This is a genomic window from Cupriavidus sp. 05T42, from assembly GCF_056396345.1.
Window position 1 is genome coordinate 1 of record NZ_JBFTLH010000027.1, and the last position, 19,831, is coordinate 19,831.

The 19,831-nt window shown below is 66.4% G+C and carries 17 protein-coding genes; 11 read left to right on the forward strand and 6 right to left on the reverse strand.

All coding sequences use genetic code 11. From position 1 onward, the window contains the following. The 6 genes from AC1EJR_RS24810 to AC1EJR_RS24835 form a co-directional block, all read left to right on the forward strand. Positions 1 to 414: DUF3304 domain-containing protein (locus AC1EJR_RS24810; RefSeq protein WP_477147717.1), on the forward strand; the 414-nt coding region annotated here is incomplete at its 5' end. Between the two features lie 24 nt (positions 415 to 438). Next, positions 439 to 2,100, forward strand: a complete 1,662-nt coding sequence (locus AC1EJR_RS24815; protein ID WP_477113830.1) for a T6SS phospholipase effector Tle1-like catalytic domain-containing protein — start codon at positions 439 to 441, stop codon at positions 2,098 to 2,100. Between the two features lie 15 nt (positions 2,101 to 2,115). Further along, positions 2,116 to 2,367 (forward strand): PAAR domain-containing protein, encoded by a 252-nt coding sequence (locus tag AC1EJR_RS24820; RefSeq protein WP_092301675.1) that lies wholly within the window; start codon positions 2,116 to 2,118, stop codon positions 2,365 to 2,367. Positions 2,368 to 2,377: 10 nt separating this feature from the next. Further along, entirely contained in the window at positions 2,378 to 3,610 is a 1,233-nt protein-coding gene (locus tag AC1EJR_RS24825; RefSeq protein WP_477147718.1) for a hypothetical protein, read from the forward strand. Continuing rightward, entirely contained in the window at positions 3,610 to 7,044 is a 3,435-nt protein-coding gene (locus AC1EJR_RS24830) for an ImcF-related family protein (RefSeq protein WP_477113832.1), read from the forward strand. Before AC1EJR_RS24825 ends, AC1EJR_RS24830 begins: the two co-directional genes overlap by 1 nt. A 110-nt stretch (positions 7,045 to 7,154) precedes the next feature. Further along, the gene (locus AC1EJR_RS24835; protein WP_477113833.1) at positions 7,155 to 7,796 is read left to right on the forward strand and encodes a hypothetical protein; all 642 of its coding nucleotides are present in this window, start codon (positions 7,155 to 7,157) and stop codon (positions 7,794 to 7,796) included. Between the two features lie 13 nt (positions 7,797 to 7,809). Here AC1EJR_RS24835 and AC1EJR_RS24840 read toward each other — a convergent pair whose 3' ends face one another. The 3 genes from AC1EJR_RS24840 to AC1EJR_RS24850 all read right to left on the reverse strand — a co-directional run bounded on the left by AC1EJR_RS24840 (position 7,810) and on the right by AC1EJR_RS24850 (position 10,674). After that, a complete protein-coding gene (locus AC1EJR_RS24840; RefSeq protein ID WP_092301669.1) occupies positions 7,810 to 8,283 on the reverse strand; it encodes an aminoacyl-tRNA deacylase in 474 nt (157 codons plus the stop codon). 37 nt (positions 8,284 to 8,320) lie between these two features. Then, positions 8,321 to 9,259 (reverse strand): LysR family transcriptional regulator, encoded by a 939-nt coding sequence (locus AC1EJR_RS24845; RefSeq protein WP_092301667.1) that lies wholly within the window; start codon positions 9,257 to 9,259, stop codon positions 8,321 to 8,323. A 101-nt stretch (positions 9,260 to 9,360) separates the two neighbouring features. Then, on the reverse strand, positions 9,361 to 10,674 hold the full coding sequence (locus AC1EJR_RS24850) for an MFS family transporter (protein WP_092301665.1): 1,314 nt from the start codon (positions 10,672 to 10,674) through the stop codon (positions 9,361 to 9,363). Positions 10,675 to 11,078: 404 nt separating this feature from the next. Between AC1EJR_RS24850 and AC1EJR_RS24855 the strand changes: the two genes are divergently transcribed. Together AC1EJR_RS24855 and AC1EJR_RS24860 are read left to right on the forward strand one after the other, a co-directional pair. Further along, complete coding sequence (locus AC1EJR_RS24855) at positions 11,079 to 12,236, forward strand: acyl-CoA dehydrogenase family protein (protein WP_441593711.1); 1,158 nt, start codon at positions 11,079 to 11,081, stop codon at positions 12,234 to 12,236. A 78-nt stretch (positions 12,237 to 12,314) separates the two neighbouring features. Continuing rightward, the gene (locus AC1EJR_RS24860) at positions 12,315 to 12,893 is read left to right on the forward strand and encodes a hypothetical protein (protein ID WP_255371005.1); all 579 of its coding nucleotides are present in this window, start codon (positions 12,315 to 12,317) and stop codon (positions 12,891 to 12,893) included. Between the two features lie 83 nt (positions 12,894 to 12,976). Here AC1EJR_RS24860 and AC1EJR_RS24865 read toward each other — a convergent pair whose 3' ends face one another. Both AC1EJR_RS24865 and AC1EJR_RS24870 read right to left on the reverse strand, forming a co-directional pair. After that, on the reverse strand, positions 12,977 to 13,348 hold the full coding sequence (locus AC1EJR_RS24865; protein ID WP_477147719.1) for a PHA-granule associated protein 4: 372 nt from the start codon (positions 13,346 to 13,348) through the stop codon (positions 12,977 to 12,979). A 153-nt stretch (positions 13,349 to 13,501) separates the two neighbouring features. Continuing rightward, the gene (locus tag AC1EJR_RS24870; protein WP_477147720.1) at positions 13,502 to 16,384 is read right to left on the reverse strand and encodes a M16 family metallopeptidase; all 2,883 of its coding nucleotides are present in this window, start codon (positions 16,382 to 16,384) and stop codon (positions 13,502 to 13,504) included. A gap of 154 nt (positions 16,385 to 16,538) precedes the next feature. On the opposite strand from AC1EJR_RS24870, the gene AC1EJR_RS24875 reads away from it, so the two are divergent. From AC1EJR_RS24875 to thpR, 3 genes are read left to right on the forward strand one after another with little or no spacing between them, the layout of a single operon-like run. Continuing rightward, positions 16,539 to 18,065, forward strand: a complete 1,527-nt coding sequence (locus tag AC1EJR_RS24875; RefSeq protein WP_092301657.1) for a DNA-3-methyladenine glycosylase 2 family protein — start codon at positions 16,539 to 16,541, stop codon at positions 18,063 to 18,065. Then, complete coding sequence (locus AC1EJR_RS24880; protein WP_477147721.1) at positions 18,062 to 18,613, forward strand: methylated-DNA--[protein]-cysteine S-methyltransferase; 552 nt, start codon at positions 18,062 to 18,064, stop codon at positions 18,611 to 18,613. Before AC1EJR_RS24875 ends, AC1EJR_RS24880 begins: the two co-directional genes overlap by 4 nt. Positions 18,614 to 18,622: 9 nt before the next feature. Beyond that, complete coding sequence (gene thpR / locus AC1EJR_RS24885) at positions 18,623 to 19,177, forward strand: RNA 2',3'-cyclic phosphodiesterase (RefSeq protein ID WP_092301653.1); 555 nt, start codon at positions 18,623 to 18,625, stop codon at positions 19,175 to 19,177. On the opposite strand, the gene AC1EJR_RS24890 is transcribed toward thpR, so the two are convergent. After that, positions 19,158 to 19,796, reverse strand: coding sequence for a LysE family translocator (locus AC1EJR_RS24890; RefSeq protein WP_477113836.1), 639 nt, complete (start codon positions 19,794 to 19,796; stop codon positions 19,158 to 19,160). The two genes, thpR and AC1EJR_RS24890, sit on opposite strands and share 20 nt — an antisense overlap. Between the last annotated feature and the right edge of the window lie 35 nt (positions 19,797 to 19,831).

Here is a 19,831-nt window from a genome sequence, read left to right on the forward strand (position 1 = left end):
GCGTGGATAGCCGGCCTGCTAGCAGCATTGTCACTGGCAGTGTCCGGTTGCGGCGAGGAGCCAATCTCAGTGTCAATGGTTGGATACAACCACACCGATGTGGGCATCTATGCGTTCGAAGTCAATGGCTATGGCGGTCCAAATATTGGAGCGCACGAGGGCGGCGGAAAGTTCACCTGTTGCGTCACGGTGCCACGGATCTACAAGCCTGGCACGACGGTGAAGGTTCGATGGGTCAATCGCATCGACGATGTTCCGCAGGAGCGGATCGTCGCCGTGCCGCCCTACGGGCCGGAGGAAATCGGAAGGTTCGCGGTGCATTTTCTGCGCGACGGCAACGTCAAGGTGTTCGTGACCATGATGGCTCTGCGTCATCCTGACTATCCGTTGAAGGGCGACGAGGCACGCAGATAAAAACATTTAGAGAGGAGAGGAACCATGCCTTACAGCATTACGATGCCGTTGAAAATTCCTGCGAGTGGCACGCGCGATCTCACAGCACGGGAGACTGCCCAGCGGGCCAGGGCAATGGCGTGTATCCGGCAGAAGGCTCCTGGCCAATGCGGTGGCCAGGTGTTTGTGGGTCTGTACTTCGACGGCACCGGCAACAATATGCACTGGGAGGAGCCAGGTCTCGGAGCTACGCAGATGGCGGCCGGGAAACATAGCAATATTGCTCGCCTTTACAAGGCCGGGATCGATGTCCCTGACGAAGGATTCTTCTCCCACTACATACCAGGGGTCGGTACTCCTTTCCCTGAGATTGGCGACGTCGGTGGGATGCTTGGTCTGGCTGCAGGMCACATGGGAGCGGACAGGATCAACTGGGCAATTACCCGGATCCTCGATTCGGTGCACGAGTACCTGACCGGAGTGTCCTTGTTTGGTACTGGGCAAGCCCGAACCGTCGTCAACAACGCGAGCAAAACCGGATTCGAAACCTGGGTTCGCCGCCAAGTCCTGAGCACCTGGGAGAAAAAGCTGGAAGCGGTCGTGAAGAACCGCGAACGCAAGGTCACGCACATCAACATCGCCGTGTTCGGCTTCTCTCGTGGCGCAGCCACAGCGCGCGTGTTCGCCAACTGGCTTCTCCAGTGGCTGGAACAGGAGGATGGTGGCTACCGCCTCGCCGGCATTCCGTTGCGCATCTATTTCATGGGTCTGTTCGATACCGTGGCGTCGGTCGGCGTGGCCGACATGCTGCCCGGTTTCGATGGCCGTATGGACTGGGCGACGCCCGCGAATCTCGAGATCCATCCCGCCGTGGAGCAGTGCGTCCACTTCGTAGCGCTGCACGAGCAGCGCGCGAGCTTTCCGCTCGAGCTTGCCGCACGGGCCACGCAGGTAGCGTATCCAGGCATGCATTCCGACGTGGGTGGCGGCTATCGTCCCGGGGAACAGGGCAAGGCGATGCCCGGCGGCGGTCTGTCGTCGCCACATTTGTCCCAGGTTCCGCTTATCGACATGCATCATGCCGCGCTCGTCGGCGGTGTACCGCTCAGGAGCATGGAGGAAATCAAGGAAACGCCTGACGTTGCCCCAGACTTCGATTGCCCGCCGGCACTGGCGGCCGCAGTGAACAATTTCTTCGACCATTGCGGGATCAAGACGTCGGCGAAGGGCAAGGATGGCGTGGTGGCCGTCCTACGATCCCACACGCTGCAATACCTGCAATGGCGAGACGGCCTTCTCCGGCCAGGTCGTCTAATGGAGAACCGACGTTTCTTCAGAGAGGCACACCTGAGGACCGACCGGGCGCAACTACGGGAAGCCCTCAAGGATTTCACCGCGCAGCTTGTCGATCTCCGCGTCTGGGCCCAGGACACCGGGGTTGCAGCAGTGGCGCTCGATGGCGTGGCGAGATTGAATCCCATTGCCGGCGCCGTGCTTCGCACTACGCGAGGCMGGCGCGCCGGACCCGTGGATGCCGAGACGCTCCGCATGCTCGAAGCGGTCAGCCTTGGCGCCACATTGCCCCCCGCCGTGCAGCACCTGATGGATGACTACATCCACGACTCGCGGGCCGGCTTCCGGATTGGCGGAATGATGGAGCCGAGGGAGCTGACCGACGGCTACTTCCGCTATCGCCGTGTTTTCTGAATCGGGAGGACGGACATGAGTGATCTCATCCGATTGGGCGACGCCACCGATCACGGCGGCAAGGTGGTCAGCGCCTCCGCCACCATGCGCTACGACGGCCGCGCGGTGGCACGCATGGGCGACAGCGTGTCGTGCCCCCGGCATCCGGAAGTGCGTCCCAACCTGATCATCGAGGGCGATGCTTCCATGCAGGATCATGGCGTGCCCATCGCGCGGCACGGCCATCGCGCCACGTGCGGGTGCAAGCTGATTTCAAGTCTTCTGTGAGGCCCGGCCCATGACAGTGGAATTGCCGCGTTCAACGCTCGACGCCGAGCCACCGGTGCGGCCAGCAACAGCCGTGTGGTTGTGCTTGCTGGCCGCGTTTCTGGCGGCTGGCGCCCTCTTGACCTTGCTGGCGTGGCCCAAGGCCGCACCGACAGGAACACCGTGGTTCTGGATGTGCCTGGTCGGCTTTCCGTTGCTCGGGTGGTGCGGGCTATTCGGCTTCCGGCTCCACTTCTACGAAGATGAGATGAACCGTCTGACCGCCACGGCGGACGCCCGGCAGCGCGAATTCGAAGCTGCCGTGGCATTCGGCGCCGAGCCGCTAGCGGTGCTCCACGCCGCGTATCTTTGCGCGATGCGGACCGGTTGCGCATCCGGTCTGATCCTGGAGCGGGATTCGGTTCTCGTTGCCCACTCGCCGCGCCCGCATCTGCCGCCGGTTCGCCATTCCAGGCTGCCGCTGGCCGAGGAAGTGGAGCCGGGTGGCCGCTATGCGGAAGTGTTCGAAGCCATTCTCGGACAACTGGAAATGCCGCTACGCGCGTTGCCCCCGAGCGTGCCGCTGGATGTCACGTTGCAGGTGTCCGATGGCGTCGATCCGGCGCCGCTTCGCCACGCCTGGCAGACATGCTGGACAGCCACGGGCCTCCATCACGTTGAGGCCTCGGTCCTCCCAGCCCATGATGGGCTGATGGCGCTCGATGCCTGGCTAGACGAGACGGGTGGCCCGGCGCTGGAACGATTCCGCCTCTTCGTTGCCGTCCAATTGCACGAGACGCCGCCACAGAACAGCGCCGAGGCGGCCGTCGCGCTGCTATTGGGCTGGGCGCCATTGGCGGAGCGGCTTGAGCTGCCCGCCATTGCCACGCTACATCGGCCTGTGGCCGCCGCCCATGGCCTCGCCGACACCATCCGGACAGCCGCGCTGTTCGGCCAGATAACGCCGGATGCCTTGACACACCTGTGGCAATCCGGCCTGCAGAAGGCCGAGAAGGCGGCCATGCTGACCGAGGGCTCGGATATCGCCTTGGGCGCGGTGCAGACCGATGCATTCGCCGGCGTGCATGACATTGATGCGGCGCTGGGCAACCCTGGCGTGGTCACCCCATGGCTTGCCGCTGCACTGGCTGTAGAGAATGCCCGGCAGCGTGGCGAGCCGCAATTGATTGCGTGCAGGGAAAGCACGCTTTGCCTGGCAGTCGTACGCCCCCCGGCTGGCCCCAAGGAACAGGAAACAACGTGATGACACATCCAAAGAGCCGGGGGTACACCATCGTGGTCTCCGCCATGACGGCGGCGGTCGCAGCCACGGCATACCTGATGGGCGATGGCAGCGAGGCCGCCCGGCGGCAAGCGGTCATTGCGATGATCGTGGGCGCCGCAGTGCTCCTGATGCGTGGTCCGGTCGCCGCGGCGTGGAAGGTGCTGGCCGCCCGATCGGCCCGAGACACGCCGCACCAGCGCGATCCGGCAGCGCGCCGGGGCAGGCGGGAGCCCGGCGATGTGGCACTGAAATCGACGGAATATGACAGGCTCAAGCAAGCGTTGCAGGACCCGGGCGCCCGTCATCTGCCTCGCCTGCTGCTGACGGGCGACGACGCCGTCATTGCCGAGTTGCTGCCGGGCATCGTCAACGACCGCTGGCAGATTACCGAAGAAGCGCTTCTGCTGTGGAATCAGACCGGGCCGGATGGCCAACCAGACCGCGCCTGGCTGGATCGACTCCGCAAGCTGCGGGCCGCGCCGGTGAGCGCCATTGTGTTGGTGACACATGGGGAGGCCGATTTACGACCCCAGCGCCGGGGAATCGTCACGCTGGGCATGCGGCTGGACCACATTGCGAAGTCGCTACGCTGGGCGGCGCCGGTCTACGTGCTCGACGTCGCCCGTATCCATGACGTGGCCGGCGACGGGCCCACGTCTGTGATCGGGTGCGAACTGCCGCCGCGAGCCAATGCGGCGGCCATTTCCGTTGCCTTGGGTGAACTGCGGAGCCGCCTGGCGACGCTCGGGATTGAAGCGTTGATCGAGAACGGCCGCGACCGCTTCCTTGCACAGCTATCCCAGCGCCTCGACATCCGTGGCAAGGCGCTGGCAGACTGGATCTTCGGCATGAATGCCCGGCCCGGCACTTTCATGCCGATCCGGGGTGTCGTCTTTGCGCCGGGACCAGGCGCGATGTCGGGCGGATCGGGCTACCATCCCGCTGCAGTCCTGCCGCTTTGGCGCTATGTCGGCGAGCGTGCCAACCGTATTGGCGGTCGCCGCATCGGCTTCCATCCGGTCACCGTCTTCTCGACCATCGCGCTTGTAGCCATTGGTCTGTGGAGCGCCGGGATGTTGCTCTCCGGCTTCCAGAGTGCCCGCAGCATCCATGCTGCGCAGGAAGCCGTCGATGCCATCGCCGCCGCCCCCAACACCGCCGAGCGCCTTCGTTCGCTGCTTGGCCTGCAACACGAAATCGCGCACCACGCGCCTGATGCCGGCCACCTGGCATCGATCTCCACCCGCCTCGGCCTCAATCGCGACGCCGCCATCGCTTCCGCGCTGTGGGAACTCTACGCCAAACATAGCCGGGAACTGCTTGTCGCGCCGATCCAGCAGAATCTCGAAGATGAACTCGCCGAGCTGGCGCAGGTCCAGGCCGCTGGCCTTGACACGCAAGCCAGCGATTGGGCGCTCCGTGGACGAGAGAGCCTCAAGACGTATCTCATGCTCGCCAACCCGGAACGCGTCGAGCCGGACTTCCTCAAGACCCAACTCGTCCAGTACTGGCAGACCGATGCCCGCATCACGCCGGGCGAGCGCGACGACCTGGCCGAGCGCCTGCTCAAGTTCCACGCCGACCACTTCAAGTCCCATCCTGACTGGCGCATCTCCGCACGCCCGGAGTTGGTAGCAGGCGCGCGCCGGACAGTGCTCGCGGTGATCGACCAGCGCAACGCGCAGGACACGCTCTACAGGCAGGTGATCGACGGGATTGGCGGCCGGTTTCCCGACCAGACATTGGCGTCGCTGACACTCGGCACCGATGCACGCGGGCTGATCCGCGCGAATGCGCTGGTKCCGGGCGCCTACACCCGGCAAGCCTATGAGGACCATGTGGCCGAGGCAATCGAAAGCGTCGCCAAGCGCACGCAGGTCACAAGCGATTGGGTGCTCTCGGGCGCTAGCGCGCCACAGCAGCCTACGTCACCCGCCGACCTCCATGCCGCATTGACAGCCCAGTACTTTGCCGACTATGCCGACCACTGGCAGCGCTTCATGAACAGCCTGCAATGGGAGCCGGCGCCTACGCTGCCGGCCGCCATCGATCAGTTGAAGCTGATGGCGGACGCCCGCCAGTCGCCGGTCATTGCGCTGATGACCTCGCTCGAATATCAGGGCCGGGCTGGAGTCCGGGCTGACTCGCTGTCCGACACGCTTGTAGCCAAGGCGCAGGACATGCTTGGCAAGAAGCCGGCCGGGCCGAAGCGGGTGAAGCCCGCCACCGCCGGTCCCTTGGGACCATCATTCGGGCCGATCACCCGGCTCGTGGCGCAGGATCAGGCCAGCGCCGGCGACCTGAGTCTGCAACGCTTTCTCGAGCGCGCCACGGCATTGCGGCTGCGGCTGCAGCAAGTGAGCAACAGCCCGGACGCCGACGCCCAGGCTCGTCAGATGGCGCAGGCGCTGTTCCAGGGCAAGGCGTCCGAGTTGGCCGATACCCAGGCGTATGCGCGGCTGATCGCCGCCAGTCTGGGTGCAGAGTGGGCGGGCATGGGCGAGGCGTTGTTTGTCCGCCCCATTGCCCAGGCGACGCAAACCGCGCTCCAGCCCGCCCAGGCGAGCCTCAACGCGGCCTGGCGCGAGAGCATTGCCATGGCGTGGGGCCGCTCGTTCACCGGTCGCTATCCGTTTGCCGACACCGCCAACGACGCCTCGCTGCCCGAGTTGGCGCGCTTCCTCAGGCCACAAGGGGGGCTGATCCAGAGTTTCCTCGCCGCGCAGTTGGCTGGCGTGCTGGAACTGCAGGGCGATCAATGGAAGCCAGCTGCTATGGGCGGACAGGCGGTGGCATTTGATCCGGCGTTCCTGGACGCGATCAACCGTCTGCAGCGCATAGGCGTGCGCCTGCTCGCACAGGGGGAGCCGCGTTACCAGTTCGAACTCAAGCCGATTCCCGCGCCTCGCCTGACCGATACGCTACTGACGCTCGATGGCCAGCAACTTCACTACTACAACCAGCGCGAGACATGGCAGGCCATGATCTGGCCCGCAAGCACGCCGGACAGCCCAGGCACCCGGCTGCAATGGCGTACGGAAGCGGCCGGCACCAACAAGCACTATGAGTTCACGGGGCGATGGGGGCTGGTGCGGATGCTCGAGCGCGCCAGCGTCGAGGCGATCGACAGCGCGACGTTCCAGATCACTTGGCAGGGCTCACCCGACAGACTGGTTTCGAATCTTCCGCCAGAACCCGATAGCCTGATGCCCCGCGCAGCGATGCAGCCTGTGTCGAAGGACATCGCCTATCCGATCCGCTACCTGATGCGCACCGAACTCGGCCAAGGGCCGTTGGAGCTGCTGGCATTGCGCGGATTCGTGTTGCCGTCGCGCATCTTCGCCGATCGCGCGCCGACCGCATCGGCGTCGCCCGCTTCGAACCAGACTTCAGGTCTGCGCCCCGTGCCATAAGCCAGCGGCGCTGAGAACATTTGGCACACATTTTCGGAGAATGGCGATGGTAGTGCCCGGCATGGCACTGCAGTATGCGTGGCGTTGCTTTCCAACCTCACCKGACGCGCATGCAAAGACGACATTTTCTGGCCGCATTGGCGGTATCGACCGTAGCCACCAGCGGCTGCGCCACGAGAAAGCTGTTCAAGGAAATTGACAAGCCGAGGTTCCGTGACTACCAGGAGACGGCGAGTCAGATCCTGATCTCACAAGACAAGAAGTCCCTCGTCGTCCTCGGGAAGCGCTATCACTATGTCATGGCGGCGCCGAAGGGCCTGGTCGAGGTCATCCAGTCCGCGCTCCATCCGCGTGTGCGCGCAGTGTTCAGTACCTTTACCGTGGACCTTGACGGCAACGTCATGGGACGCTTGACGCTGAAGGCCGCCGACGCGTTCACGGCGGAGGAAGTGGCGCTCGCCGTCGCCCTTGGTTTTCCGAAGAATTGCGGGACGGAGCGCTGTGGCGCCGCGCAATATACGATCAAAGGCAAGCGGTACGCCGCCGGTGATACCAAATACCCGGATCCGGCGACGCCGTTGAACCAGTCCTACACCATTCCAGTCCGCGAAGAACTCGGCGCCGGCGCCAGGAACGCGCTGGTTCTGCTGACGCCGGTTGCCGTCGCGGCGGATGGTGTGCTCGTGCTTGTCGCGATACCCCTGGTCGCAGCCTTCGCGGTTTATTACGTGGGCAAGGAGAACGTGAGGTGATGCGAGTGTGTCCTCACATCATCCGATGCGAAAACCTCCCCCGTTCCGCGTCCGACATCAGCGCCATGAACTGGTCGCGTTGCATGTGCACCAGTTCCTCGTGGTCGCCGGCTTCGAACCAGATTTCGGGTTCTTCCATCAGGCATTCATCCACATAGGTCGGCATGCCGTAGGACATGGCCACGGGCGGGATGGCGCCGAGGTCGCAATCCTTGAAAACCTCGCGGATCTCGTCCTCGTGGGCCAGTACCAGGTCACGGCCGGTTTGCTCGCAGATGTCCGAAAGCCGGAGGTGGTGGCTCGAAGGAATCACTGCGGCCACGTAGCCGGCCTGGTCCTCGAGCAGGACGGTTTTGGCCAGCCGGTTGCCGGGTACATGGGCGGCCTGGGCGGTGGCCATGCTGCTCAGGCTGTAGGGGTGACGGATGATGTCGAACTGGCTGTTCATGCGGCTGAGCCGGCCTGCCAGGGTGTTTGCGATTGCCATGATTGCCTGCCTCCTGCGCCAGCACGCGCCGGTTGTTCTAGGTCTTTTCAATATAGGCTCTGGCGTCGCGCATGCGGGGCCAGATCGCCTGGAGTTCGGTCTTCAGGAAGGTCAGCAGGTAGCGCGTGGCCATGGTCTGGTAGCGGTTCGGCATGGTCAGCAGGTACAGCTTGCTGCCGAAGACGCTGATGCGGTAGCCATCCAGCAAGGGCACGAGGGTGCCCTGCGACAGTTCCTCACCGATTGCGTACATCGGAAAAATGCCAATGCCGAGCCCGCCGACCACGGCGTCCTTGAGAAACGCGAAGTTCTCGGAACTTAGCGTCGGAGCGAGCACCACCTGTTCCCGGGCGCTGTCCTCGCCGCGCGTGCCGGAGGCCTTGAGCTTCTGGCCTATCGGAGAGGCGCAGACGATGGCGTGGGCCGTCAGGTCGCCCAGTGCCGCCGGCGCCGCGCGGCCCGCCAGGTATGACGGCGCGGCGCATACGACCCAGTCCACCTCGCCGATCTCGGTGGCCACCACGGAGTCTGGCGGCGTGGAAATGATCCGCAGCGCCACTTCCACGTCCTCGGACACAAGGTTGTGGATGCGGTTGTCGAACACCACGTCGAGCGTGATGTCCGGGTAACGCTGCTTGAACTGCACCAGCAGCGGCGACAGCAGGCTGTGGCCGAGGCCGGTGGGCACCGACAGTCGCACATGGCCCTGCAGGCTCTTGCCCATGCTGCTGATCAGCGCGTTGGCGGCGGCCACCTCGCCCAGGATGTTGCGTCCGTGCTCGTACAGGCCGGCGCCCACGGGCGTCGGCTCCACGTGTCGCGTGGTCCGCCGCAGCAGTTGCACGCCGAGTTCCTCTTCGAGCGCCTTCAGGTGGTAGCTGACGTTGGCGCGCGTCATCTTGAGCTTGCGGGCGGCGGCGCTGAGGTTGCCGGCATCGACGATGTCGACGAACAGGCGCAAGGCGTTGAGATCCATGGCGGCGGGGTGGCGGAGATGAGAAAGGGTCCGAAGGCCCACCAAAGAAAAAGGGGCCCGGAGGCCCCCTTAGTTTGCCATGCTCGCCCGGAGGCGGATGGTCAGTGCTCGTGATGCAGGTACTTCGCCTGGCGCGGCAGCCGCAAGCTGACGAAGAACGCCAGCACCATCATGCCCGTGACGTACCAGTAGAACGTGGTCTCATGGCCCATCGACTTCAGGCCCAACGCCACGTACTCGGCCGAGCCGCCGAAGATGGCGTTGGCCACGGCGTAGGCCAGGCCCACCCCCAGCGCGCGCACTTCGGGCGGGAACATCTCGGCCTTCACGATGCCGCTGATCGAGGTGTAGAAGCTCACGATCGCCAGCGCCACCGAGATCAGCACAAAAGCGAGTTCCGGGCTCGATACGGTGCGCAGCGCGGTCAGGACCGGCACCGTGACCAGTGCGCCCAGCGCGCCGAACATCAGCATGTTGTTGCGGCGGCCGATGCGGTCAGACAAGGCGCCGAAGATCGGCTGCATGCACATGTACAGGAACAGGCAGCCCGTCATGACGTAGCTGGCGGTCTTGATCGACATGCCGGCCGAGTTGACCAGGTACTTCTGCATGTACGTGGTGAACGTATAGAAAATCAGCGAACCGCCGGCGGTATAGCCCAGCACGGTGAAGAACGCCGCCTTGTGGTGGCGGAACAGTTCCGCCACGCTGCCGGCTTCCTTGCTGTTGCGGCTCTGTGCCGACGAGGTCTCGTGCAGCGTGCGGCGCAGCAGCAGTGCTACCACGGCAGTAATCGCGCCGATCACGAACGGAATGCGCCAGCCCCAGGCCCGGAGTTCGGCTTCATCGAGCAATTGCTGGAGCACCACCACCACCAGCACCGCCAGCAACTGGCCGCCGATCAGCGTCACGTACTGGAACGATGAGAAGAACCCGCGCCGGCCCTTGAGCGCCACTTCACTCATATAGGTTGCCGTTGTGCCGTATTCGCCACCCACGGACAGGCCTTGCAGCAGTCGCGCCAGCAGCAGCAGTGCCGGGGCGAGGGTGCCGATGGTGGCGTAGGTCGGCAGGCAGGCAATCAGCAGCGAGCCGAAGCACATCATCACCACCGAGATCAGCATCGAGTTCTTGCGCCCGTTGCGGTCCGCGATGCGGCCGAACAGCCAGCCGCCGATCGGTCGCATCAGGAAGCCGGCGGCAAACACGCCAGCCGTGTTCAGCAGCTGGGCAGTCGGGTCGGCTTTCGGGAAGAACGACGGCGCAAAATAGATGGCGCAGAACGCGTAGATGTAGAAATCGAACCATTCAACGAGGTTGCCGGACGAAGCGGCAACAATCGCGAAGACGCGTTTCCTGGTCTCCTCTGGGGAGGGTGCCGTGGAGGTATCGGCGGTTGAGGCGATTTGAGTCATGGACCTTCTCTTTCTTGGCGGCGAGGGGCGCCGCTGGGATCGGGGCGCGGGCGGAGCCGCGGCAGGCTGGCAAGCGGGGGCCAGACGCGCGGAACACACCCGTGGGTTGTGCCCGGGTAGCGTACTCCGAACGCAACAAGGTTGCCCAGCCGATAGCGGCGAATAAGTCACGTGGCGAATGCATCACCACTTGCCGGTATTGGGTTTCCGGGCGATTGTTCTGCAGGGTGGATTGTTTGTTCTGCATGCCGCACTAGGCGTGACAGCGAACCAGCGGCAGGCACGCCGGTGATTGTCAAATTGTTTTATCCCTTCTGTCCAAGCCTGCGTGGATTGTCAAATCGGTCAGGCGGCGTACCATTGACGCCCATTGTGTCTGACCCGCATTGACCCGGAGATTTGCCATGGCCCTCGACGCCGAATCGTTTTCCCTGCTGCGCGCCTCGGTGCAGCGTTTCATCGACGAACGGCTGAAGCCGGCGGAAGACACGCTGGAAGAACTGGACGAAGTGCCAGCCGAGATCGTCGCCGACATGAAGGAGATGGGCCTGTTCGGCATCTCCATTCCCGAGAACTACGGCGGTATCGGCCTGGCCATGTCGCAGGAATGCGATGTGGTCTATGACCTCGGCCATACGGCGTTTGCGTTCCGCTCGGTGTTCGGCACCAACGTGGGCATCGGCTCGCAGGGCATCCTGATGGACGGCACCGAGGCGCAGAAGCAGGAATACCTGCCGAAGATCGCCAGCGGCGAGCTGATCATCTCGTTCGCGCTGACCGAGCCGAACGCCGGCTCCGACGCCGCCTCGCTGCAAACGCGCGCCGAGCTGGATGGCGACCACTACGTCATCAACGGCACCAAGCGCTTCATCACCAACGCGCCGCGCGCCGGCGCCTTCACGCTGATGGCGCGCACCGGCGGTCCGGGCGCGTCCGGCATCTCGTCGTTCATCGTGCCCGCCGATACGCCGGGGATCTCCCTCGGCAAGCCGGACAAGAAGATGGGCCAGCGCGGCACCAAGACCTGCGACGTAGTGCTGGAAAACGTGCGCGTGCCGGCGGCCAACATCATCGGCGGCGTGCCGGGCGTGGGTTTCAAGACCGCGATGAAGGTCCTCGACCGTGGGCGCCTGCATATCTCGGCGCTGGCCTGCGGCATGGCGCACCGGCTGATTACCGACGCCGTGGCCTATGCGAAGGAGCGCAAGCAGTTCGGCAAGCCCATCGGCGACTTCCAGCTGATTCAGGGCATGCTGGCCGACAGCCAGGCCGAGCTATACGCGGGCCTGTCGATGGTGCGCGACTGCGCGCAGCGCTACGACGCCAAGCCTGCCGGCAAGAGCGACCCCGAAGTCAGCATGCTGGCCTCGTGCACGAAGATGTTCTGTACCGAAATGGTGGGCCGCGTGGCGGACCGCGCCGTGCAGATCCACGGCGGCGCCGGCTACATCGCCGAATACAAGGCCGAACGGTTCTACCGCGACGTGCGCCTGCTGCGCCTGTACGAAGGCACCACGCAGATCCAGCAACTGATCATCGCCAAGCAACTGCTGCGCGACTGATGGCCAGCGCCCGGCCTCCGGGCCGGGTGCCATGCAACCCGCGACGAAAACCCGCGACGATAAGCAGGGGGAGGCAGGATGAGCAAGTTCCAGGCAACGGTGCCGAGGGCATCGAGCGTGTCCGTAACGTCCGCGCCGTCAGTGGCGGCCACCAAATCGGCCGATGTGCACCGGCTGCGCGCGGTGGTGGCTACCTACCGCACGGCGTTGCAGGCGTACACGCTGATGGTGTCGCCCGACGACCTCATGGCCTTGAGCAACGGCCCCGCGCCGGCGCACTCGGCGCGTGATTACCGCGCACAGGCGCATCTGGACCGGCTGCGCGACACCGTGCGCGAGAGCGGGCTGGCGCTGCCGAATGCCATCGTGGTGGCGGTATCGGGTGGCCGCATGCAATGCGAATGTGATCATCTCTACGCGCTGGAGCTGCGCCCACAGGCCGGAGACGGCCTGATCGTGCTCGACGGGCATGAACACCTCGCCGCCCTGGCGGGTGGCGCGCGTGGTCATATCAAGACGCTGGTTACGGCGGTGCTTTGCCGGACATCGATCGACACGGCGCAGCCGGGGCTGGCCCCAGGCGCCGACGCCGATCACGCTGTGATGCACGCCTCTGCAGCCGCCCGCTGGGCTGGCGCGACGCGCGTCTGGCAGTAGCTTCCCGCCAGGTTTCCACGTCGATTCAATGCAATGACGGCCCGCGAGGCCGTCATTTGCCATGTGCGGCCGTCAGTTACCCGTCACGGCCAGACGCCGTCCACGTCGCGCAGCAGATGGCCGGCGAGAATGTAGTCGCCCAGGCGGGTCGCCTTGGCTTCCAGATCCAGCAATTCATTGTCGGCAAGCGTGCCGAGGTCGAACTGGCAATAGAGATTCCGTTGCCGGAACGTGCCTTTGGGTTTGGCGAGCCCTTCGACCAGGGCCTCGCGGKAGCGGACAGCGATGCTTTCCTGTCCGCGGTATTGCACTTTGATGCCGCGCTTTTCTCCGAGCCGGCCCAACTCGACGGCATCCTGCCATCCGGTTTCGTAATCCAGCTCAAGCGCCAGCACCTGCTCGGAGGCCAGAAGCCGAAGCGCTTCCGACTTGCTGCCAGCTCGCACGATTGACATCCACACCTCTTGTCTCAACGAATACTGTACGAATATACAGTGATTGACCGGCCGTCACAAGGACGCGGAAGGGGTAGTCACGGGCGTTTCGGCCCGCAACCCCGGCCCCGGGCCGGTCTCGCCAGAATTGGCGTTCTTCCTTATACCAGCTTCCTAGGGCTTTGATGCGTCTGGCGGCTCGATTGCCGCCGCCGGAGCCGGCATGCCGACCGGCGCCGCCGCCCCCGTGGTGGCGCCAAAGTCTCCCGCGAAGGCCTGCGTCAGCCCGGCCGGCGTGAGGTAGCGGCGGATGGCGTCGTTCACGGCGGCAGGCGTGGCAGCGCGAATGCGAGCCTCCACTTCGGCCGTATGGGCCATGGTGCGGTCCAGGAACAACTGATTGGCGAGCGCGCCGGCCAGCGCGCCGTCGCGTGTGCGGCTCATCATGCCTTGCTGGAGCAGGCCGCTCACGGCCTCCGCCAGCTCGGCGTCGGAAATACCGTCACGCGCAAAGCGTGCCATTTCCTCGTCGATGGCCTTGCGCAGCCGGCCCTGGTTCTGGGGGGCGTAGGCCGCCCACAGGCCGAAGCGCCCGGCCCGATCCAGCGCGCCCACCGAGATCGAACTCGACGCCCCGTAGCTGATGCCGTCCTGCTGGCGCAGCCGGTCCGCCAGCCGGCTGCGCATGCCGGTGCCGCCGAGCACGCGGCTGGCGACCAGCAGCAGGGGGTAGTCGGGCGAACCGTCGACGAGGTCGATCGGCAGCGACGCCAGATAGACCGCGTTGGCCTTCCCCGGCGTCTCCAGCGTGAAGCTGGCCGCCGGAATCGCGTAGAACGGGCGCTCCACGCGCTCGAACGGCACCTGCGCCCGCCAGTCGCCGAACAGGGCGGTGGCCTGCCGCACGGCCTCATCGGCATCGAATTCGCCGACCAGCGCCAGTTGCGCGTGCTCAGCGCCGTAGAAGCGCGCATGGAACGTGCGGATCTGCGCCGGGGTGACGGCGCGCAGCGCGGCGATGCTTTCGTCGAAGGTGGGGGTGTAGCGCGGGTCCTCGGGCGGGTAGGGGTTGCCATGGCGGCCTAGTGCGTTCGGCGCGAGCGCGTTGGGCTGGCGTTGCTGGCTCTCGATGCCGGCGACACTGCTCGCGCGCAGCGTCTCGAACTCGCTGGCCGGGAACGTCGGCATGCGCAGCACCGTGCKGAGCAACGCCATCAGGTCCGGCAGGTACTGGCGCCGCGTCTCGAAACGCACCGTCAGCCGCTCGGCGTTGCCCGAGATCGACACACTGGCCTTGAGCGCCTCCAAGCGGTCGGCAATGCGCTGGCGGTCGAACGCGCCGGCGCCACGGTCGAGCATGCCCGCCGCGAGCGACCCCACCGAGGACTGGCCCTGCAGCGCCTGCGTGTTGCCAAAGCGCAGGACCAGCGTGCCGTTGACGGCCTCCCCGCGCGTGGGCTTGGACAGCAGCGCCAGCTGCATGCCGTTGGGCAGCGTCTGGCGCACCGTGTGGGCGTCGATATTGGCCGGGCTTGGGTCGAACGTCGGCACCGGCGCGGCGGCCGGGCGGCCCGCGTAGTCGCGCACCAGCGCGGCCACGTCGGGCGCCTTCGGCACGTTGGCAAGCTGCGGCTTGTCGCCGGGCAGGAATTGTCCGACGGTGCGATTGGTCGGCCGCAGGTACAAATCGGCCACGCGCTGCACGTCCGCCAGCGTGGCGGCCTCCACGCGGTCGCGATCGAGCAGGAACAGCCGCCAGTCGCCCTTGGCGATGGCTTCGGACAGCAGCACGCCGTACTGCGCCGGATTGTTCAGCACCTGCTCGTAGCCGTTGCGCACCCGCGTGCGCGCCCGGTCGAGTTCCTCCTGGGTGACCGGCCGCGTGGCCAGCCCCTCCACCTCGGCCAGCAGGGCGGCCCGCACGGCGTCGAGCGGGCGATCCTTGCTCGTGCCGGCCGCGAACACGATCAGCCCGGGGTCCTTCATCCCTTCGAACCGGCTGGTTTGCCATGCGGCCTTGTGGGTCTCCACCAGCGCGTGGTGCAGCCGCCCGCCCGGCGTGTCGGAGAGGACCAGGGACAGCAGGGTCAGCGCGGCGGTGTCGGGATGGGCGCCGGGCGCCACGTGGTATTGCACGGCGACGATGCTGCTGTCCCCGGGGCGCGTCAGCGTCAGTTCGCGCGCGCCTTCCTGCGGCGGCTCCACGGTGTACTCGGTCGGCAGCACGCGTGTGGGGCGCGGAATCGGCCCGAAGGCCTGCTCGATGCGCGTCAGCGTGGTGGCGGGGTCGAATTGCCCCGTCACCACCAGCACGGCGTTATCCGGCTGGTAGTAGCGGCGGTAGAACGCCTGGAGGTTCTCGATGCCCACATGCTCCACGTCGCTGCGCGCGCCGATCGGCGCCTTGCCGTAGTTGTGCCATCGGTAGGACGCCGCGTTCATCTGCTGCAGCAGCATCCGCATCGGATTGTTCTCGCCGATCTCCATCTCGTTGCGCACCACGGACATCTCGCTGTCCAGGTCCGTGCGCGAGACAAAGCTGTTGACCATGCGGTCCGCCTCCATCTTCAGCGCCCAGTCGAGGTTGTCGTCGCTGGCGGCAAAGGTCTGGAAGTAATTGGTACGGTCCTGCGAGGTGGTGCCGTTGTATTGCATGCCGCGCCGCGCGAATTCCGTGGGAATCGTCCGGCCCGGCAGCGATGGCGTGCCCTTGAACAGCAGGTGCTCCAGCAGGTGCGCCATGCCGGTTTCGCCGTAGTTCTCGTGCCGGCTGCCCACCAGATAGGTCATGTTGACCGTGGTGGTGGGCTGCGCGGCGTCCGGCGCCAGCAGGATGCGCAGGCCGTTCGGCAGCCGATATTCGGTGATGCCTTCCACGGCGGCCACGCGCGTGGCCTGGAGCACGGGGGTAGCGCCCGGCGCGGTGGCGGGGGCCGGCGACTGCGCACGGGCGGCGCTACGCGTAGGCGCGGCAAGGGCTGGCGGGGCCGGCAGGGCGGCGGCCAGCGAGACAGCAACCGCGACAAAGGCGGCAAAGGCAGCACGACGGCGAAGCATGACGTCCTCGGACGATGAACAGTGATGCGATTCTAGCCCCGTGGCACCATCCCGGAACGCGTGGGGCCGCACTTTCAGAATCGGGGACAGTTGTCTCAGGCGAATGTCCGATTCCAGCGTATTTCCCGGCGCCGGAAGCGGTAGGATGCTTCCCATGAACCTCGATCCCGACACCTGCTACAAGGCAGTCGCCTCGCACGACCGGCGCTTCGACGGACGGTTTTTCGTCGGCGTGTCGTCCACGGGCATCTATTGCCGGCCGATCTGCGCGGTGCGCACGCCCCGGCGCGAGAACTGCACGTTCTACGACACCGCCGCCTCGGCCGAGAAGCACGGCTTCCGGCCCTGCCTGCGCTGCCGGCCGGAACTGGCACCCGGGCACGGGCTGGCCGATATTTCCGGCCGGCTTGCGCAGGCCGCGGCCACGCTGATCGACGAAGGCTTCATGGCCGAGGCCGGCGTGGCGCAACTCGCCAAGCGCATCGGGGTGACGGAGCGTCACTTACGGCGCCTGTTCGATGCCCAGTTCGGCGTCTCGGTACTCGAATACGCCCAGACGCAGAAGCTGCTGCTGGCCAAGCGGCTGCTGACCGACACCACGCTGCCCGTTACGCAAGTGGCGCTGGCGGCGGGTTTTGGCAGCGTGCGGCGCTTCAACGACGTGCTGCGCCAGCGCTACGGCCTGACGCCGCTCGCCATGCGCCGCCGCGCCGCCGAGGGCATGGCCGACCAGCTCGTGTTCGAGCTGGGCTACCGCCCGCCGCTGGCGTGGTCCGCGCTGCTGGCCTTCCTCGGCGTGCGTGTCGTGGACGGTGTCGAACAAGTACGAGGGGATGTCTACCTCCGCACGCTGGCCGTTGACGTGGGCGCGCAGCGCCACCTCGGCTGGGTGCGGCTGGAGCATGTGCCGAAGCGCACGGTGCTGCGCGTGACGCTCTCCGGCACGCTGGCCCACGCGATTCCGCAATCCCTCGGCAAGGTGCGGCGGCTGTGCGACCTCGGTTGTCGGCCGGACGTGGTGGATCGCCATCTGGGCGACCTTGCCGCCGATGTGCCGGGCATGCGCCTGCCGGGCACGTTCGATGGCTTCGAGATTGCCGTGCGGGCGATCGTCGGCCAGGTGATTTCCGTGATCCAGGCGCGGCGGATTCTCACGCGGCTGGTGGCGCTGGCCGGCGAGCCCTTGCCGCCCGAGGCACTGGCCGGGCTGCCCGCCTTGGCCGGCCAGCCGCCGCTGACGCACGTCTTCCCGACCGCGCAGGCGCTGGCCGACCTGCCCGACGAGATCTACCGCGAGGCCGGCGTGACGCCGGGCAAGCTGCGCACGATCCGCGCGCTGGCGCTCAGCATCGTCTCAGGCGACATCGCGCTCGATCCGCTTGCGCCGCCCGAGGAGACCGTGGCCCGGCTGCGCGAGATCGACGGCATCGGCGACTGGACCGCGCAGTACATCGCCATGCGCGCGCTGGGCTGGCCGGACGCCTTTCCGGCCACTGACTACGCGCTGCGCAAGGTGCTCGCCGTGAGCACGGTGCGCGCGATGCACGACCGAACCGCGCATTGGGCGCCATGGCGCGCCTACGCGGCGATTCATCTCTGGCATCGCTATGGCACGCCGCCCGCGTCCGGCGAGCCCATGGAAGAAGTATCCGAAGATCACAGCAAGGAGCAGGCAGCATGACCAGCTATCAAATCATCGACAGTCCTCTCAGGGAAATACTATTGCGGGCCGACGACGGCGCGCTGACCGGCATGTTCTTCTCCGGGCAGAAGTATTACCCCGCCGGCGCGCCCGCGACCTATATCGCATCGGCGGCCGACCAGCGCGTGCTGGACCACGCGGCGCAAGAGCTGGCCGCCTATTTCGACGGTGCGCTACAGACCTTCGCGGTGCCCATCCGCTTTATCGGCAGCGCCTTTCAGCAGCGCATCTGGCAGGCGCTGTGCGACATCGAATTTGGCGATACATCGACGTACGGGCAGCTTGGCGCCGGCCTCGGGCTGCCACCGGCGCACTCGCGCGCGGTGGGGGGCGCCGTCGGGCGCAATCCGCTCTCGGTCATCGTACCTTGCCATCGGGTGCTCGGTGCGTCGGGCGCGCTGACCGGCTATGCCGGCGGCGTGGACCGCAAGCGGGCGCTGCTGCGGCTGGAGGGCGTCCGGGGCGTGGATCTCGACGTCGTGGCGCCGCGCGCGCAGGGCTTGCAGTCGGCGCTGGCGTTCGGCTGATTTCTGGCTTTGGCCCGGCTGTTCATCGCCATCGACACGCCGCCCGCTGTGGCGGCGGGCCTGCTGCATACGCTGCCCGTGCATCGCGGCGTGCGGCCCGTGCCGCCCGGGCAGTTGCACCTGACGCTGCGATTCCTTGGCGATCAGGACGAAGACTGTGCCGCGCGCATCGGCAAGGCGTTGGAGGCCATGCAGGCGCCGCCGTTGACGATGCAGGTCCAGGGCGTCGGGCGCTTCCGAGGCGGGCAGGGTGCCGTGCTGTGGGCCGGACTGGCGCACGATGATCACCTGACCGCGCTATTCGACGACATTGAGGCCGCGCTGGCCGACGTCGGCATCGCGCGCGAGCGCCGTCGCTTCCATCCGCACCTGACCGTGGCGCGCTGCCGTCCGGGCCTGCCGGAGGCGGTGCTGCGCGACTGGCTCGCCGCGCAGCACGACCTGACCCTGCCAGCGTGGACCGCCGACCGCTTCGTCCTGTTTGAGAGTTTTCTGAGCCCGGAGGGCGCGCGCCATGTGCCGCGCGCCGCCTACCCGCTGGCCGCTATCGCCCCAGGTTGCTGAGCCCCAGCGCCACCCCCAGCCCGCACAGCGCCGAGCCGAGCGTCTTGTCGATCAAACCCTGCCGGCGCAGCATCGCGGCGCGCAGCGGCGCCGCGCCGAAGCCCCACGCCACGAGGCTGAACCACGCCCAGTGCGCCACGGACATGAACAGCCCGTAGCCGAGCTGCACCGCCCACGGGGTATGGGCATCCACCACCTGCGTGTAGGTGCTGACCACGAACAGCGTGGTCTTGGGATTGAGCGCATTGGTCAGGAATCCCATCCGCAGCGAAGCCCAGGCGGAGAGCCTGGGCGCCTCGCGCGCGTTGTCCCCGGTATCCACCGTCAGCGGCGTGCGGTTGCGCAAGGTCTTGATGCCGATCCAGATCAGATAGGCCGCGCCGAGCAGCTTCACCGCCGTCAGCCAGCCGTGCGCGTGCTCGATCAGCATCGCCACGCCGAACATGGTGTAGCAGACGTGCACCTGCACCCCGAGCGCGATGCCCAGCGCGCATAGCAGCCCGGTGCGCCGGCCGAACAGGTAGCTGTTGCGCGTGACCATGGCGAAGTCGGGGCCGGGACTGATCACGGCGAGGCGGGTGATGCTGGCGACGGCCAGCGCTTCGGCAAGAGGTGACATATCGGTCAGTTTTCCGGTTCGATGGGAGGGGGATC